The sequence below is a fragment of the Streptococcus criceti HS-6 genome, assembly GCF_000187975.2.
In the GTDB taxonomy this organism is placed as follows: Bacteria; Bacillota; Bacilli; order Lactobacillales; family Streptococcaceae; genus Streptococcus; species Streptococcus criceti.
On the sequence record NZ_AEUV02000002.1, the window covers coordinates 886,982 to 903,882 of the forward strand.

The 16,901-nt window shown below is 37.9% G+C and carries 14 protein-coding genes; 12 read left to right on the plus strand and 2 right to left on the minus strand.

The window, feature by feature from the left end; genetic code table 11:
• Window positions 1–49: 49 nt before the first annotated feature.
• From STRCR_RS04280 to STRCR_RS04305, 5 genes are all read left to right on the plus strand, one after another.
• Window positions 50–1,429, plus strand: a complete 1,380-nt coding sequence (locus STRCR_RS04280; RefSeq protein WP_004227830.1) for a hypothetical protein — start codon at window positions 50–52, stop codon at window positions 1,427–1,429.
• Between the two features lie 233 nt (window positions 1,430–1,662).
• Complete coding sequence (locus STRCR_RS04285; protein WP_004227025.1) at window positions 1,663–2,379, plus strand: MerR family transcriptional regulator; 717 nt, start codon at window positions 1,663–1,665, stop codon at window positions 2,377–2,379.
• An 83-nt stretch (window positions 2,380–2,462) separates the two neighbouring features.
• Window positions 2,463–3,808 (plus strand): IS3 family transposase gene (locus tag STRCR_RS11650; RefSeq protein WP_100207981.1). Its coding sequence is split into 2 segments (ribosomal slippage): window positions 2,463–2,913 and window positions 2,913–3,808, totalling 1,347 coding nucleotides; the frame shifts between segments, so codons are not numbered across the junction.
• A gap of 430 nt (window positions 3,809–4,238) precedes the next feature.
• Window positions 4,239–6,341 carry an ATP-dependent Clp protease ATP-binding subunit gene (locus STRCR_RS04300; RefSeq protein WP_004226421.1) on the plus strand — a complete coding sequence of 701 codons (2,103 nt, stop codon included), beginning with the start codon at window positions 4,239–4,241 and terminating at the stop codon, window positions 6,339–6,341.
• A 127-nt stretch (window positions 6,342–6,468) separates the two neighbouring features.
• Window positions 6,469–7,299, plus strand: coding sequence for an SDR family oxidoreductase (locus STRCR_RS04305; RefSeq protein ID WP_004228192.1), 831 nt, complete (start codon window positions 6,469–6,471; stop codon window positions 7,297–7,299).
• A 68-nt stretch (window positions 7,300–7,367) separates the two neighbouring features.
• On the opposite strand, the gene STRCR_RS04310 is transcribed toward STRCR_RS04305, so the two are convergent.
• A complete protein-coding gene (locus tag STRCR_RS04310) occupies window positions 7,368–8,144 on the minus strand; it encodes a glycyl-radical enzyme activating protein (protein WP_004229269.1) in 777 nt (258 codons plus the stop codon).
• A gap of 131 nt (window positions 8,145–8,275) precedes the next feature.
• On the opposite strand from STRCR_RS04310, the gene STRCR_RS04315 reads away from it, so the two are divergent.
• The 6 genes from STRCR_RS04315 (at window position 8,276) to STRCR_RS04340 (ending at window position 12,279) form a co-directional block, all read left to right on the plus strand.
• Window positions 8,276–9,022, plus strand: coding sequence for a DeoR/GlpR family DNA-binding transcription regulator (locus STRCR_RS04315; RefSeq protein WP_004227291.1), 747 nt, complete (start codon window positions 8,276–8,278; stop codon window positions 9,020–9,022).
• A 411-nt stretch (window positions 9,023–9,433) separates the two neighbouring features.
• Complete coding sequence (locus STRCR_RS04320; RefSeq protein WP_004228538.1) at window positions 9,434–9,712, plus strand: winged helix-turn-helix domain-containing protein; 279 nt, start codon at window positions 9,434–9,436, stop codon at window positions 9,710–9,712.
• 14 nt (window positions 9,713–9,726) lie between these two features.
• Window positions 9,727–10,026, plus strand: coding sequence for a hypothetical protein (locus STRCR_RS11655; protein ID WP_200856100.1), 300 nt, complete (start codon window positions 9,727–9,729; stop codon window positions 10,024–10,026).
• 6 nt (window positions 10,027–10,032) lie between these two features.
• Complete coding sequence (locus tag STRCR_RS04330; protein ID WP_004230131.1) at window positions 10,033–11,349, plus strand: HsdM family class I SAM-dependent methyltransferase; 1,317 nt, start codon at window positions 10,033–10,035, stop codon at window positions 11,347–11,349.
• A 176-nt stretch (window positions 11,350–11,525) separates the two neighbouring features.
• Window positions 11,526–11,873 (plus strand): hypothetical protein, encoded by a 348-nt coding sequence (locus STRCR_RS12300; RefSeq protein ID WP_004227601.1) that lies wholly within the window; start codon window positions 11,526–11,528, stop codon window positions 11,871–11,873.
• Window positions 11,860–12,279 (plus strand): restriction endonuclease subunit S, encoded by a 420-nt coding sequence (locus STRCR_RS04340; RefSeq protein WP_004226125.1) that lies wholly within the window; start codon window positions 11,860–11,862, stop codon window positions 12,277–12,279. Before STRCR_RS12300 ends, STRCR_RS04340 begins: the two co-directional genes overlap by 14 nt.
• A 165-nt stretch (window positions 12,280–12,444) precedes the next feature.
• Here the strand turns inward: STRCR_RS04340 and STRCR_RS04345 are convergent, their stop codons facing one another.
• Window positions 12,445–14,046, minus strand: a complete 1,602-nt coding sequence (locus STRCR_RS04345; protein ID WP_004225446.1) for a transposase-like zinc-binding domain-containing protein — start codon at window positions 14,044–14,046, stop codon at window positions 12,445–12,447.
• Between the two features lie 380 nt (window positions 14,047–14,426).
• Here STRCR_RS04345 and STRCR_RS04350 point away from each other — a divergent pair, with 380 nt between their 5' ends.
• Window positions 14,427–16,883 carry a glycyl radical protein gene (locus STRCR_RS04350; protein WP_004226050.1) on the plus strand — a complete coding sequence of 819 codons (2,457 nt, stop codon included), beginning with the start codon at window positions 14,427–14,429 and terminating at the stop codon, window positions 16,881–16,883.
• Window positions 16,884–16,901: the final 18 nt, after the last annotated feature.

The window sequence follows — 16,901 nt, forward strand, 5'->3', positions numbered from 1 at the left end:
TAGGTCTTTTTGATATACTTAAAACAATTAAATGATAGGGAGCTTTTGGATGGAAGAAAAGAGCAAAAGAGAATCAATTATTAAATTTCTAACTAATAAAGATAGATGGTACATTCGATATATCAGGAGAAAAAAGTTGGTCAAAGCTGCATCTGATAAAGTTCAAAGAATCGCCAGGTATAAAAGGATAGCTCTTGTGTTTTTTGGAATAGATATAGCAGCAGTTTTGATTCTCAAATTATGGTCGATTTTATTTAACAAAGTTATTTCTTTAAAATCTATATTTGAATTTAAGTACGATATTGGTTGTCTACTCGGTATGACTATTGTCCTTATTCTTGCGGTGTTAAAATCTATTGTAATCGTTAGATTTAGCAAATTGGGGAATAAGACTGCCTCTAAAATAGATTCTATTGTTCGGTTTATTGCTTATGTATTGCTATTTTTAGTATTTATAGTTTCATTAAGTAGAAATTGGCGTAGTTTTATTTTTGTCGTAGGTATGGAAATTCTTCTCTACTTATTTGCTGATTGGTTTAGACAATTTAAGTTAATTCCCCATATAATAGCAGATATTGTAACCTTGGGAGTTTTATATTGCATCAAGTACTTGGATAATTCTTATATCACCATTGTTTCTATAGCAGTTGTTTTTATACGATATTTCATAATTACAAGTTTGAATATAAGATGGGACGGTTTTAAATGTCACTTTAAGGATTTGTTATTTTATAATGGCAAATTTCATCTTCCATCTGAACTTCTTTCCTTTTATGTATTTCTATCAATTGTAGTTGTTATGGATGAAAAATGGAATATGGGTAGCTTCGTCTCTTCAGTATTATTAATTGGATTTATATATTCTTTAATGATGCATATTAGATTGATATTTTATACAATATACGGAATTACTCCAAAAGAAGTTTCCTATTTGATAATTGGTAGTATGGTACTGTTAGTATATATAATGGTAGTAAACTTTGTGGATCCAGATGGCCTTCTGTCCTTTTTCCCGTTGTTATTGACATTAATACATGATAGATTACCTCAGTTAGCTACTGATAAATGGAGAAATTATGAATTAAGTTTTAGTAAGGAAGGAAAGAAATTATTTACCAGATTAGAGCTGTTTTTGATTACAGTTGTCTTTACTAATTACGTTTTACTAAAGAAGGATCCCAAATGGTTAGCTAAGCAATTTTGGTTTCAGATTCCCAGAAAGATAATGCCTTCATTATTAAAGAATAATCATTCTTTTATTCCACTTTTTTCAATTTTTATTGGATTAATATTTGTGGGGATATTAACACTACTAATCAACTTACTTGTTATTCCCAATAATTCTCTTATAGAAAAAAGGTCAAATAATCATCTTAAAGATAATGATGCAATTGATGTTGTTGAATATGATAAATCAGAGTGGTTTTAATTTTTTCAAAAAATCCCTTGACCCTCCCGCTACGTCATAGTCTATACTCATAGTTGAGGTGGACAGGCCTACACTCCTGTGAAAATAGAGAGGTAGCTGTTTCGACTTTAGTCGAATTACAGATAAGACTACCAAGGTAGAAGCCTTCCTCGGTGCTATGTCACTGTCGTTAGGCTTCCTAATTTTCTTTAGAGTGCTAACGGCTTAGTATCCTCGAAAGAGAGGAGGTTCTTATGAAAACCGTTAAGGAAATGAGTCAGCTGTCTGGTGTCAGTGTGCGCACGCTGCATTATTATGATGAGATTGATCTGCTCAAGCCCAGTCAGGTGGCTGAGAATGGCTATCGCTATTATGACCATAAGGCCATAGCCCGTCTGCAAGAGATTTTGCTTTTTCGGGAGCTGGAATTTCCCCTCAAAACAATTAAGAAGATTGTGGACAGTCCGAGTTATGACCAGCAAGCAGCCCTAGCTGAGCAGATTAAGCTTTTGGAGGTTAAAAAGGCCCATTTGGAAGGGGTTCTGGCCCATGCTCGTCGTCTGCAAGATGGAGGAGATACTATGACATTTACTGCTTTTGATAAGTCCCAACTGGAGGCCTTGGAAACTGAAGCTAAGGAGCGTTGGGAATCTACCCAAGCCTATCAAGCCTTTGCGGCTAAGACCAATCAGAAGGATTTTTCTAAAATGACCGATGAGATGATGGTTATAATGAGCGAGTTCGGTCGCTTGAAAGACCTGGATCCTACAGATGACAAGGTCCAAGCCCAAGTTAAGGTCTTGCAAGATTACATCTCAGAAACGTTCTACCCTTGCAGCCCTGAAATTCTGGCAGGTCTTGGAAAAATGTATGTGGCTGATAATCGTTTCAGCCAGACCATTGATCAGACTGGTGGCACAGGCATAGCTCAATTCGTCAGCCAAGCCATTGCCCATTATTGTAAAGGCTAAATCAAGAAGACCTTCGGAACCACTTGTTTTGAACTGCACCCCAAAAGTTAAACAAAAAATCTAACGATTGGGGTGTTTTTCTTATGAAATTACGGTATGAAGACAAAATTGAAATCTATCGCTTGAGGCAATCTGGCTGGACTTGGCAAATGCTCAGCCAAAAATTCGGAGTCAATGAATCTGGTCTTAAGTATATGGTAAGGCTCATTGATAAGCACGGTCTAGAGAGTGTTAGAAAAGGTAAGAATCAATACTATCCGTCTGAATTAAAAAAGGAAATGATTGATCAAGTGCTCTTACAAGGACGCTCTCAACTTGAAGTCTCTCTAGATTATGCTCTGCCAAATCGAGGAACGCTTCCAAATTGGATAGCGCAATACAAGAAAAACGGGTATACTATTCTTGAAAAATCAAGAGGGAGACCTGCTAAAATGGGACGGAAGCCTAAGAAAAAACTCGAAGAGATGGCTGAATTGGAGCGCTTTCAATATGAAAATGAGTACCTGAAAGCGGAGGTGGCTGTGCTAAAAAAGCTGAGAGACTTCCGTTTGAGGGATGCAAGGCTCAAAGAGTAACAGAAATCATCCAAGAATTGATTGAAGAGTTTGCCCTGACACTATTACTTGCTATTCTTAGCTTATCCCGTTCAACTTATTATTATCAAGTTAAGCGGTTGTCTCAAGCCGATAAAGACAGAGACCTAAAAGAAGCGATCCAAGAAATATATACGGAACACAAGGGGAGGTACGGCTATCGTAGAATTCACCTTGAACTAAGAAACCAAGGAATTCAAGTGAATCATAAGAAAGTTCAACGCTTGATGAAGGAGCTTGGATTGAAGGCTAGGACCCGTGTCAAACGTCGCTATAATTCTTACAAGGGAGACGTCGGTAAGAAAGCTAAGAATCTGATTAGGCGTCGGTTTGAGGCTTCCCAACCTCTGAAGAAGTGCTACACAGATGTCACAGAATTTGCCATTCCAGCGAGTGACCAGAAGCTCTATTTGTCACCGGTCCTTGATGGTTATAACAGTGAAATTATTGCTTATAGTTTATCCACTTCCCCCAATTTACAACAGCTGAAAGCCATGCTTGAGGAGGCTTTCCCTGATGATATCTATCAGGGAGCCATCTTACATAGCGACCAAGGCTGGCAGTATCAGCACGCTTATTACCACCATTTTCTAAAAGAGCATAAGATAATACCATCTATGTCCCGTAAGGGTAACAGTTTAGATAATGGGATGATGGAATCTTTTTTTGGAACCTTAAAATCTGAAATGTTCTATGGCTTTGAGAAGGACTTTCCATCCATTGAGGCCTTAAAGCTCGCCATCTCAGATTACATTGCTTATTACAACAATAAACGTATTAAATTAAAACTAAAAGGACTGAGTCCTGTGCAATACAGAACGCAATCCTTCACTTAAATTATTATGTCCAAATTTTTGGGGTCACTACATTTCGGGGGTTTTTGTGCTTTAAAAAAATATTTTTCAAAAAGGTCAAAAAAAGTCAAAAATTCTATTGACCTTTCCTGACCAAAGTGATATAGTAATATCACAGGGTTGGAGATGAGAGGAGAACCCTGATGAAGAAACTGACAGTGCGTCGCAAAAATTGAAAGAGGCTAAAAATCTAGGGAAAAGATGAGCTTCTAGAAATTAGGGCTTTCTATCTCTTCCCAATTCTATACGGATTTCTTTCGCCCTTTCAAGCTTGGCCTTTTATTTTTAAGCCAAAGGTCAAAGAAGGTCAGAACAGATTTCTCATTCTAAGAGTAAGGTTCTGAAAAAATTTTTGGACAAAAAGTCAGTAATAGTCAAAAAACAAAAATAAGAAAAGTAAAGAGGTACTATTATGAACAACAATTTTGGATTTAACAATATGGACGACATTTTCAATCAATTGATGGGTAACATGGGCGGTTTCAATTCGGAAACCCGGCGTTACCGCATCAACGGTCGGGAGGTTACTCCTGAAGAATTCAACTATTATCGGCAAACGGGTCACTTGCCTAGTCAAGAAGCCGTGCAAGAAGGGGCGTCTCAAGCCAGTCAAGGTCAACTTAAACAAGATGGGATTCTGGCTAAGCTCGGTCGCAACTTGACCGAAGAAGCCCGCCAAGGTAAGCTGGATCCTGTCATCGGTCGTAATCAAGAAATTCAAGATACCGCTGAAATTCTGGCGCGTCGGACTAAGAACAATCCTGTTCTGGTCGGTGATGCTGGGGTTGGTAAGACTGCGGTTGTTGAAGGGCTAGCTCAAGCTATTGTGGCAGGTGATGTGCCTGCTTCCATCAAGAACAAGGAAATCATTTCCATTGATATTTCTGGTTTGGAAGCTGGAACCCAATACCGCGGCGCCTTTGAAGAAAATATTCAAAAATTGATGGACGAGGTCAAGCAAGCAGGCAATATCATTCTCTTCTTTGACGAAATTCACCAAATTTTGGGAGCTGGTAGTACTGGTGATGGTCAAGGCTCCAAGGGTCTAGCTGACATTATCAAGCCTGCCCTTTCTCGGGGTGAGTTGACGGTTATTGGGGCAACGACCCAGGATGAATACCGCAACACTATTTTGAAGAATGCTGCTCTGGCTCGTCGTTTCAACGAAGTTAAGGTTAATGCTCCTTCGGCAGAAGACACTTTTGCTATTCTGAGAGGCATTAGACCTCTCTATGAACAACACCACAATGTGGAATTACCAGATAAGGTCTTGAAGGCTGCGGTAGATTACTCTATTCAATATATGCCACAAAGGGCCCTGCCTGATAAGGCTATTGATTTGATTGATGTCACTGCAGCTCACTTGGCAGCTCAACATCCAGCGACCGATGTTAAAACCCTAGAAGCTGATATAGCTAAGGCGCGTGATCGTCAGCAAGCCGCGGCTGATAAGGAAGATTATGAAGCAGCTTTGGCTGAAAAGGTTAAGATCGATGAGTTGCAAAAACAAATCGATAACCACACTGAAAATCAAAAGGTTGTGGCGACTATTAATGATGTTGCTCAAGCTGTTGAGCGTATGACCGGTATTCCTGTTTCGCAAATGGGTGCTTCTGATATTGAACGCCTGAAAGAAATGGGCAGCCGCCTTAAAGGTAAAGTCATCGGCCAAGATGAAGCTGTACAGGCTGTTAGTAAGGCCATTCGCCGAAACCGTGCGGGCTTTGACGAAGGAAATCGTCCAATCGGTAGCTTCCTTTTTGTCGGACCTACTGGTGTCGGTAAGACTGAGTTGGCTAAGCAATTGGCTTTGGATATGTTTGGCACCAAGGATGCGGTTATCCGTCTGGATATGTCAGAGTACAGCGATCGCACAGCCGTTTCTAAGCTGATTGGAACAACTGCCGGCTATGTAGGCTACGATGATAACGCCAATACCTTGACCGAACGGGTCCGCCGCAATCCTTACTCCATTATCCTCCTAGATGAAATTGAAAAGGCTGATCCACAAGTCATTACTCTGCTCTTGCAAGTATTGGATGATGGCCGTCTGACTGACGGTCAAGGTAACACCGTCAACTTCAAGAATACTGTGATTATCGCAACCTCTAATGCTGGTTATAGCTTTGGGGCTGCCTCAGAAGAGGATGGTAAAGAACTCAGTCTGCGCGATAAATTGGCCCCATTCTTCCGTCCAGAATTTCTCAACCGTTTCAACGGTGTCATTGAGTTCTCTCACCTCTCGAAAGAAGATTTGAAAGAAATCGTTGATCTTATGCTGGATGAAGTTAACCACACTCTGGCTAAAAAGAATATCACATTGGAAGTGAGCGAAGCAGCCAAGGCCTACCTAATTGAGGAAGGTTACGATGAAGCCATGGGGGCTCGGCCTCTGCGTCGGGTTATTGAAGGCCAAATTCGTGATAAGGTAACAGATTTCTACCTTGATCATCTTGATGTTAAAGCACTTAAGGCCGATATGGTAGACGGACAGTTGGTCATTTCTAAAGCCTAGGTTTTTGGAGCTGATAAATTCGTTTATGAAGACTCTCGCCTCCATGAGGTGGGGGTCTTTTAGCAACTTAAAAAACGGACAGACTATCTGAGGCGTGCTATAATGAAAAAAGAAAGTGAGGCAAACTATGACGGTTATTGCTTTAACAGGGGTGACAGGCCATCTAGGCGGTCTGGTTGCTCAAGCACTAGACGGAAAAAAGATGGATTTACGTTATTTAGCCAGACGCCCAGAGCGGGCTCCCAAGGTTGCTGGTGTTCCTGTTTTTCAATCGGCCTACGATCGATCTCAAAAAACATTAGAAGCCCTGGCTGGTGTGGATGTTCTCCTCATGGTCTCGGCTAGTGAAAGTGTGGATAGATTAGAGGAGCATAAGGCTTTTATTGATAGTGCCAAAAAGGCTGGGGTCAAGCAGATTGTCTATACCTCTTTTTATGGTGCTGAGCCTGATGCGACTTTTACGCTCAGCCGCACCCATGCAGGGACAGAAAATTATATCAAAGAGCAGGGCTTTACCTATACCTTTGTTCGTGATAATTTTTACTTGGATTTCTTTGTTGAATTGGGTCGAGCCTATGGTCAAATTAAGGGCCCTGCTGGAGATGGCAAAGTTTCAGCGGTGGCCCGTCAAGATGTTGCTCAGGTCTTGGCCAAGATTTTAGAAAATCCAAGTAAATGGGCCAACCAAACTTTGAATATGACAGGGCCTGAAGAGCTGACAATGGGCGAGATAGCTCGGATTCTCAGCCAAAGTCTGGGGAAAACGGTCACTTATGTCCCAGAGACGGTCGAAGAAGCCTACGAATCCCGCAAGGCTTGGTCAGCAGAGGATTGGGAGTATGACGCTTGGGTGTCCACTTATACGGCCATTGCCAAAGGAGAACAGGCTGGGCTTTCAAATGACATCGAGCGCGTCTTGGGACGCAACCCCATCGGTCTAGCAGAACTAACCAAGTGAGAGCACTGAGCCTTAGGCAAGATAAATGAAAAAACGTTGGAATATTCCAGCGTTTTTTGCTCTGCATTTTAAAAATAACAGTCAATGCCGTGTTTCAGAAAAACAGCTTGGTAATCATAAAGATCCTCTGGATGAAGAGCTGCATAGTCAGACATTTCGTATTTGCGGTTTAGAAGTTTATATTTATTTTCTCCAAATTGATGAAAAGGGAGCAGCTGAACTTTGTCCACTTGAATATCATTAAATAGTTTTGCAAAGTGTTTGGCATCCTCTAATGAGTTATTGAAATCAGGAATAACGGGAATTCTTAAAACAATTGTTTTATTGTGTGTAAAGGCATAATTGATATTTTGAATAATAAGATTGTTATTGACACCCGTCACCTTGCGATGACGAATCGTATTGTAGTGCTTTAAATCTGTGTAAATAAAATCAACATATTGGATTAAGTCAGTAAATTTTTCGTGTTCGGCAAAAGCTGTTGTTTCAATGGCTGTGTGAAGCCCTTCTTCTTTAGCACGTTTGAGAATGGCTTTAGCAAATTCAAACTGTGCAAAAATTTCACCGCCAGATAGAGTAAGACCGCCACCGGATTCTTCATAAAAATCGACATCTTTTTTTACTTCAAATATAATATCGTCCACTGTCTTTACTTCTCCCATAATCGTTGGAAGCTTTGTTTCAGCATCCAGCATTTGTTCGGGCTGACGTTTTTGAGATTCAGGATTGGAACACCAAGGGCATCGCAAGGGACAGCCCTTTAAAAAAACAGTTGTACGAATGCCTGGGCCATCATGGATAGAGAAATGCTGAATATTGAAAATGATTCCTTTTTCACCAGTCATGGTTTTACCTTCCTTTTTTATCTTAATGTCAGTCTATCACAAAAACGAAATTCAATCAATTACGAACGTAATCTTTTGATTTGCTTTCTTTTTTAATATTTATCTGTTAAAATAAATCCAGAGGTGATCATATGAAGCGTTTAGATGACATTATTAATTTAGTTTCTCAAGCTAAAAAAATAGATGTTAATACCCTATCTGAAAAGTTAGGTGTATCAAAAGTAACTGTCCGCAAAGACTTGGACAAATTAGAAAGCAGAGGCTTACTGCATCGTGAGCATGGCTATGCAGTATTGAATAGTGGCGATGATTTAAATGTCAGACTGTCTTATCATTATAAGATCAAAAAAGCCATTGCGGAAAGGGCGGTTGAATTGGTCAGTGATAATGAAACGATTATGATTGAATCAGGATCGACCTGTGCTTTATTAGCGGAAGCCATTTGTCAACATAGACGTAATGTTAAAATTATTACTAATTCTTGTTTTATTGCGTCTTACGTTCGAAAGTATGATTCCTGTCAGGTGATTTTGCTTGGTGGCAATTATCAAGCTAATTCCGAAGTCACTGTCGGTCCCTTGTTAAAAGAGATGGTCAAGTCATTTCATGTTGAAAAATTATTCGTAGGGACAGATGGCTTTGATGAAACATTAGGTTTTATGGGAAAAGACATGATGCGGTGTGAAGTTGTTCAATATATGGCTAAATCAGCTGATGAATTAATTGTTTTAACAGATTCAAGTAAGTTTACTAAACGCAGTTTGGTCAATCAATTTGCTTTAAGCCAAGTCTCGCAAGTCATAACAGATTCTGATGTTTCAAAAACCTTACGTGAGCATTTAAGGGCTAATCATATTAATCTAAAATTGGTGGACTAAAAATAATAATAGTGTAAAACTGCTATGAATAAAGAAAAAAGACGTTTGCTGGCTAAAACATCAATCATTTGGTGACTGACAAGTCTACTATTTTAAAAGTTTTAGAGTTAGATCAGGATCTTGATACAGCTAATCTAGGATAAAAATTCAGTTGACATTGTTGGTTAATAAAAAAAGTTTTTGGTTTAAAATAAAATCTTATATTATCCAGTTAGAGAGGGATAGAAGCTGAATCGGCGAACACCCCTATACTTCAACAATAAAACAGCCACTGATAACGGATTTTGCTAAAAATGGCTGTTTTTTCTTATTTTCTCGTTGAGAATGAGAGTTAAAAAATAACGGTGTTAAGAATTGCACTGTTAACTAGAAAGGTAATTGTGGTATAATAGGTACATTAGGAGGTTCACTATGGTTGAATTTACTCTTGAGCCTTTTGCTAACGACACTTTCAAATTACTTAAATCATTGAAAGAAAACCAAGTTGAAGTAAAAGGCATTTATTATATACCGCTTTCTCAACAAGAGATTGCAGACATTAACAAAATGTCAAAACTGAAAACGAATAGACTTCTGCGTGACTTGATTGAAGGTGGCTTTGTTTGCCCTTATCAAAATAAACGTGGAAAATATGAAATTACTGAAAAAGGACATAAAGTTTTACGTCTAATTCAGAAGAAAAACGCTTGATTAAGGAGAAAAGTATGGTACAATCCATTAGCACAGCACAGCACAGCACAGCACAGCACAGCTACAGCACAGCACAGCACAGCACAGCACAGCACAGCACAGCACAGCACAGCACAGCACAGCACAGCACAGCACAGCACAGCACAGCACAGCACAGCACAGCACAGCACAGCACAGCACAGCACAGCACAGCACAGCACAGCACAGCACAGCACAGCACAGCACAGCACAACACAGCACAGCACAGCACAGCACAGGTAGTTACTACCTTTTTTCAGAATACGCAAAATCACCTTCATTTAGATTTGGAGTGATTTTTAATGGTTAGAAAATTAACTGAAGACCAAGTTAGAGATGGTTACGCACATAAAGATGGATTTTTTAAAGGTGCAAAACAAATTTTAGAATTTGATAAATATGAGAATAATGTGAGTCAAGGTACTGGGCAAATAACTACTTTTAAGTCGCTTGGTTTTACAGGAAAAGGAAGCAATCATAAACCTGATGGTTGGTATTTACCAGATGACGTATCTAAGGTCGCAATAATATTGGAAACCAAAAGTTCGGATAAGGATATTGAATCTACCAAATTTACAGAAGAACTTTTAGCAAATGTGAAAATTGCAAATTCAAAATATCCAAGAGTCGTTGGAATATTATTTAATGGTATTCATACAAGAGTTTTTTTGAATGATGAAGAACAGGTTGATACCCCGAAAAAACTTCAAACAAAATCATTCTATACCGAATTGTTTAATAATTTTGAAATTGACACTAACAAAATATACTTAACAACTATGAAAATTAACAATTTACTCCATTTTAAATTTGGTTTAAATGATTATTATGATAGGATGGTGTTTACTGCTTGCGCATTGGTTGCAAAAAGATATGAAGCTCCGTTGACACAAGGGATGTCATATACTTTACTTCACTTTACAATTTTAGATACACTTTCTAAATCTCTTGAAGAAGCAAAAAAACAAAATGACAAATTAAATGTATTATTGGATACTTATTCTAGAATTCAAATGAGTATTACTGATAACCAAAATGCCATTGATTCATTCATAGAGCATATAGAAACTATTTCAAAACTTATCAATTCAAAATACTGGAATGGTGAAGATGTAATGTCTATATTTTTTAATGAGTTTAATCGTTATAAAGGCTCTTCTAAAAATGGACAAGTTTTCACACCAGAGCATATTACTTCGTTTATGTATAAATTGATAAACATTGACCCTAAGAAAGACCGCGTTTTAGATGCAGCTTGTGGAAGTGGAGCTTTTCTGACTAAAGCAATGTCTAATATGATAAAAGAATCTGGAGGTCCAGGTACAAAACAATCTGGAACTATTATGGCTTCTCAAATATATGGAATCGAAATAGATAAAAGAATTTTTTCTTTGGCATGTGCAAATATGTTGATACATAAAGATGGAAAAACAAATCTTGAGCAACTTGATTCAACCTCTGAGGCGGCTGGAGAATGGATTAACAGTAAAAATATTACAAGAGTTTTAATGAACCCACCTTATGAAAGAAAATACCATCCAGAGTTAATCATTAAAAATGTTCTTGATAATATTAAACCACGCTCTTTAGCTGCTTTTTACTCCCTGATAAAAAGCTAGAAAAATATCAAAAAAGGTATTAAAAAATCTTTTAGAAAAATCATAGGATTTTAAAAATTATTAAATTACCCGAAAAAACCTTTGATGAAGGAGTAACAACATCTATATTTATTTTTGAAAGTGGCATATCACAAAATAATGAGGAAATTTTCACTTGCTATATTAAAGATGATGGGTTGGAAAGAGTAAAAAATCAAGGCAGACAAGATATAAATAAAAAATGGTCTGTAATTGAAAATAAATGGGTAGAAGTTATAAAGAAACAAAGTGGGGATGATAGTATCAAGTGGATAAAACCAAGCGAGCATTTAAGCTATCAGAAAGATTTGAAAGAGTTTGAGGTTTTTGAAGAAGATTTCAAAAAAAGTATCTTTGATTATTTAATGTTTAAAGAGGATATTGATTTAAAAAAATTAAAAGAAAATATATCAGAAAAAGTGATTTATTCCAGCGATATTACTAAAAGAAAAGAAACGGGTATAGTATCAATTGTGGTTGAGGAGACAAATAATGGGGAAAATTGATATTAAGAAATGGCATGACTTCGAAATTTCACGGTTATTCACTATAAAATCGCCTAAAGCAAGAAAAATTTCAGAGTACATTGAAGGTGATGTTCCGTATGTATCATCAGGTGCAATCAATAATGGAGTTGTCTCATATTTAGAACCTAAAAATGAAGATGATATTGAGGAGGGAAATTGTATAACTGTCAGCCCCCTAGATGGCTCAGCATTTTATCAAGAGCATGATTTTCTTGGACGTGGTGGTGCTGGGTCAGCTATATCTTTATTATATAATGATAATTTGGATAAATATAATTCTTTATTTATATCAACTATAATTAAATTAGCTTCCGAAAAATTTGATTATAGCGATGCTTTAACTGGTAGTAATTTATATACATTAAAAATTAATTACCTGTATTGACAAATAATCATGGCTCTCCTGTAATTGATAAAGAGAAGATTTATAATGAGCAAGGGTTAATACCAGATTGGGATGGAATGTCAAAACAATAAAATCCTTAGAAGTCCCAGTATTGAATAAATTGGAAATATTGAAAGAATTAAGTTCTTAATGATGCTTTACGAACTACCTAAGAAACTTTTCTCTCCACTCCAACACCTGCAAATCTTCCTCATCAACCAATGAGACACGCTCCTCTGCCAATTCCTGATAGAGAATATCCTGAATATTCTTCTGTTTCAAAATCATAGAGACTAGAGACCATCTCGCTAGTTTTCTATATCGGGGGATATGACATTCTTTGGCAATGGCATATAGTCTCGTTTTAGGGAGGTCTAGGAGGTATTCACGTTTGTTAAAAGAGAGAACTCCATCTTCCTCGTTGAATTTGAAATAAGGGCTGTCAACTGCGTCTCTCGCCTTCTCAGTTTCTTCTTTCAAAACTTCCATGTAACGGGAACTTGGTTTTGGTAATACTAATTCTTTTTGCCTTACTTCAGTTGAAGTAAGGTTTTTCTTTGTCTTTAAAATCTCAATAAAGATGGATTCTGCATCTTTTTGAGAAGTGGGATAATACCCATGTTCTGTTCTCCAGTTACGAATATAGGTGAAGAAACCAATATAGTCTTGTAAATACTTAGTGGATACATTTGTCATATCACGGTAGATATATTGCTTAATCTCTTTATGGAGTTCATTCACTCGCCCCAGTGATAGCCCATTTTGGTATTTCAATTCGGTGAAGGTATCAAATAGCATGTCTCCTCGATTGGTAATACGGTCACTAATTCCTTCATAGTAGAGATGTTCCAACACTTTCTTATTCGCCTTCTTTTCAAATTCTTCTGTTGTCTGAATCACATAGCCATAATCCCCAATCATTTTAATGTAGTTAGAAGGACGAACATAGTGAGGTGTATTTCTCAATTTGCAATAGTCCTCATAAATACTATTCGCATCACTACAGAGATAAGAAATATTATCAAAGTGTTCATCAAACAAATCAAAGAAAAGTTCGGGGGATACCTTGCCTAAACTTGCTACTTTACAAACGCAATAACCTCTACTATCAACAGCTGTAATGACAGTGGCGAATTCTGACCCCATCACGCCATACTGGGAAGGCTGCCTACCATAACGTGGTTTCCTGTAGGCGTTCTTACTGATAGTGGAAACTAACTGCCGACTTCCTTTCTGGCTTTCTCTGACAAAGGTCTCATCTACTTGGACAACCCCTGTTAATTGAGGCATTGGCATCTCAGCCAGAGCATGAATTAACTTCATTCTCCAAAACCACACAGTTTTATAATCAATCCCAGCGCAGCCATAATCATTTACCAAGACATTTATCATATCGTGAATAGGATAGTGGTGTATCACCATTTCTAACACCTTAACCCAAATATCCCAATGCCAACGTGTCTTCTCTAAAATAGTGTCTGTAAAGCGATTGAACCGCTTATGACAATCCTTGCATTTAAACTGTTGAATGTTATGACGTTTTCCATTTTTGACCACAGAATCAGAGGTGCAAGAAGGACAAGTTGTATTAACTTCTAATTTCTCTAAGCGTTGCTCAAAATTAGATACAACAAGCTGATTGAGTGTGTTGGAGAAATCACTGCTTTGCTTTTGAGAATAGTGTTCCACCACGTTTTTAAATTGTGTATAAGGTAGTGTCTCCACATAATTCAAGACATCTTCTAAACTGAGTTGTTTTTTAGCCATTTTCTTCCCTCTTAACTTTAATGGTTTAATTATCTACACCATAATTATATCATAAAAAGAGGTAATTTCACAACAAGAAATTGATAGATTTTGAAAAGATGTTTGTAAGTAAGGTTAAAATTAAGGCATTTGTAAGCATCACACCATTATTGGATAATATAAATAAAATCTAGAAATCTGGCTTTGTCCAGATTTTTTTGTTAAAATGTTTAGATTTGCACAAAAAGCAAAAAGGGTCAGTGGTTTCATTCACCAAAGCTGATCCTTTTTTTAAAAAAAACGATTGTATTTTAAGAAAAATAATTGCATTTCAGGGAAGATACTGTTATTATAATTTCGAAAGAAAATAAAAAAATTACGAACATAAAAAGGAGGAGGAAATGACAGTTCAACTTTTAACTCAAAAATATACCAATGATGTTCAAAAAAATTCTCAAAAACACTTTGGTTATTTAACAGAACGCATGTATAACTACCGTGATAAGGTTCTTGACAAGAAGCCTTACATTGATGCAGAACGTGCCCTTCTTGCTACTGAAGCTTATAAAGAACATCAGGAAAAACCAAATGTTCTTAAGCGTGCTTACATGCTTAAAAATATCTTGGAAAAAATGTCCCTCTATATTGATGATGAAACTTTGATTGTTGGCAACCAAGCTTCTAGTGATAAAGACGCACCAATCTTCCCTGAATACACCCTTGAATTTGTTTTAAACGAACTGGATCTTTTTGAAAAGCGTGATGGGGATGTTTTCTACATTACAGAAGAAACCAAAAAGCAAATTCGTGAAATTGCTCCTTTCTGGGAAAATAATAACTTGCGTGCTCGAGCAAGTGCTATGCTTCCGGATGAAGTGCAGGTGTATATGGAAACAGGTTTCTTCGGCATGGAAGGTAAGATGAATTCCGGAGATGCTCATTTGGCTGTCAATTATCAAAAACTACTTGAACAAGGACTTATCGGTTTTGAAAAGCGTACGCGTGAAGCTAAGGCCAATCTTGATTTGACAGATCCAGCCAGCATTGATAAATACCATTTTTATGATTCTATCTTGATTACAATAGAGGCTGTCAAGACTTATGCAGAGCGTTTTGCAGCTTTGGCAAAAGAAATGGCAGAGACAGCTAATGCTAAGCGCCGCAAAGAACTGCTTGACATTGCAGCGATTTGTGAACACGTACCTTACCATCCAGCTAGAAACTTTGCAGAAGCTGTGCAGTCTGTCTGGTTTATCCAATGTATTCTTCAGATTGAATCAAATGGTCACTCTCTTTCCTACGGTCGTTTTGACCAATATATGTATCCATATATGAAGGCAGATATAGAAGCAGGTCGTGAAACTGAAGAATCAATTGTTGAGCGCTTGACCAATCTTTGGATTAAGACACTGACGATTAATAAAGTGCGCAGCCAAGCTCATACCTTCTCATCTGCTGGATCACCGCTTTATCAAAATGTCACTATCGGTGGTCAAACACGTGATAAAAAAGATGCGGTTAACCCTTTGTCTTTCCTTGTTTTGAAATCAGTTGCCCAAACACATTTGCCGCAGCCTAACTTGACGGTTCGTTACCATGCTGGACTTGATCCAGATTTCATGAATGAAGCTATTGAAGTGATGAAACTAGGCTTTGGTATGCCAGCCTTTAACAATGATGAAATCATCATTCCGTCTTTTATCAACAAGGGTGTAACAGAAGAAGATGCTTATGATTATTCAGCAATTGGCTGTGTGGAAACGGCAGTTCCTGGTAAATGGGGCTATCGCTGTACTGGTATGAGTTATATGAACTTCCCTAAAGTATTGCTCATTACTATGAATAATGGTATTGATCCAGCTTCCGGCAAACGCTTTGCCCCAGAATTTGGTCGCTTTGTCAACATGAAGTCCTATGAAGAACTCAAGACTGCTTGGGATAAGACCCTTCGTTATTTGACGCGGATGAGTGTCATTGTAGAAAATAGCATTGACCTAAGTCTTGAACGTGAGGTTCCAGATATTCTTTGTTCAGCTTTGACTGATGACTGTATCGGTCGTGGTAAGCATTTGAAAGAAGGCGGTGCAGTCTATGACTACATTTCTGGACTTCAAGTTGGTATCGCTAATCTTTCTGACTCTCTGGCTGCTGTTAAGAAATTGGTCTTTGAAGAAAAACGTTTAACAACGGCTGAACTTTGGGAAGCTCTTCAATCAGATTATGCTGGTAAGCACGGTGAAGAAATCCGTCAAATGCTTATTAATGAAGCTCCTAAATACGGTAATGACAATAATTACGCAGACCAATTGGTATGTGATTGCTATGATGTTTATGTTGATGAAATTGCTAAATATCCTAATACACGCTATGGTCGTGGCCCAATCGGCGGTATCCGTTATTCAGGAACATCTTCTATCTCAGCCAATGTTGGACAGGGCCGCGGGACTTTAGCTACTCCGGATGGCCGTCATGCCGGCACACCGCTTGCTGAAGGCTGCTCGCCATCTCACAATATGGATAAGAATGGTCCTACATCTGTGCTTAAATCCGTTTCTAAATTACCAACGGATGAAATTGTCGGCGGAGTTCTTCTCAATCAAAAAGTAAATCCACAAACCCTAGCAAAAGAAGAGGACAAACAAAAGCTTATTGCCCTGCTTCGAACCTTCTTCAATCGTCTTCACGGCTATCATATCCAGTATAATGTGGTTTCCCGCGAGACTTTGATTGACGCTCAGAAACATCCTGAAAAACATCGTGATTTGATTGTTCGTGTTGCAGGTTATTCAGCCTTCTTCAATGTTCTTTCTAAAGCAACTCAAGATGATATTATTGCACGGACAGAACACGCAATTTAAGAAAAAGAGGAAAAGAAA

Excerpts from the sequence above, each read along its gene's own strand:
- STRCR_RS04310 (WP_004229269.1), bottom strand. The coding sequence starts at position 8,144 with ATGACTGGTGAAAAAGGAATCATTTTCAATATTCAGCATTTCTCTATC.
- STRCR_RS04320 (WP_004228538.1), top strand. The coding sequence starts at position 9,434 with ATGGTTGAATTTACTCTTGAGCCTTTTGCTAACGACACTTTCAAATTA.
- STRCR_RS04300 (WP_004226421.1), top strand. The coding sequence starts at position 4,239 with ATGAACAACAATTTTGGATTTAACAATATGGACGACATTTTCAATCAA.
- STRCR_RS04305 (WP_004228192.1), top strand. The coding sequence starts at position 6,469 with ATGACGGTTATTGCTTTAACAGGGGTGACAGGCCATCTAGGCGGTCTG.
- STRCR_RS04285 (WP_004227025.1), top strand. The coding sequence starts at position 1,663 with ATGAAAACCGTTAAGGAAATGAGTCAGCTGTCTGGTGTCAGTGTGCGC.
- STRCR_RS04280 (WP_004227830.1), top strand. The coding sequence starts at position 50 with ATGGAAGAAAAGAGCAAAAGAGAATCAATTATTAAATTTCTAACTAAT.
- STRCR_RS04345 (WP_004225446.1), bottom strand. The coding sequence starts at position 14,046 with ATGGCTAAAAAACAACTCAGTTTAGAAGATGTCTTGAATTATGTGGAG.
- STRCR_RS11655 (WP_200856100.1), top strand. The coding sequence starts at position 9,727 with ATGGTACAATCCATTAGCACAGCACAGCACAGCACAGCACAGCACAGC.
- STRCR_RS04315 (WP_004227291.1), top strand. The coding sequence starts at position 8,276 with ATGAAGCGTTTAGATGACATTATTAATTTAGTTTCTCAAGCTAAAAAA.
- STRCR_RS04350 (WP_004226050.1), top strand. The coding sequence starts at position 14,427 with ATGACAGTTCAACTTTTAACTCAAAAATATACCAATGATGTTCAAAAA.
- STRCR_RS04340 (WP_004226125.1), top strand. The coding sequence starts at position 11,860 with ATGGGGAAAATTGATATTAAGAAATGGCATGACTTCGAAATTTCACGG.
- STRCR_RS04330 (WP_004230131.1), top strand. The coding sequence starts at position 10,033 with ATGGTTAGAAAATTAACTGAAGACCAAGTTAGAGATGGTTACGCACAT.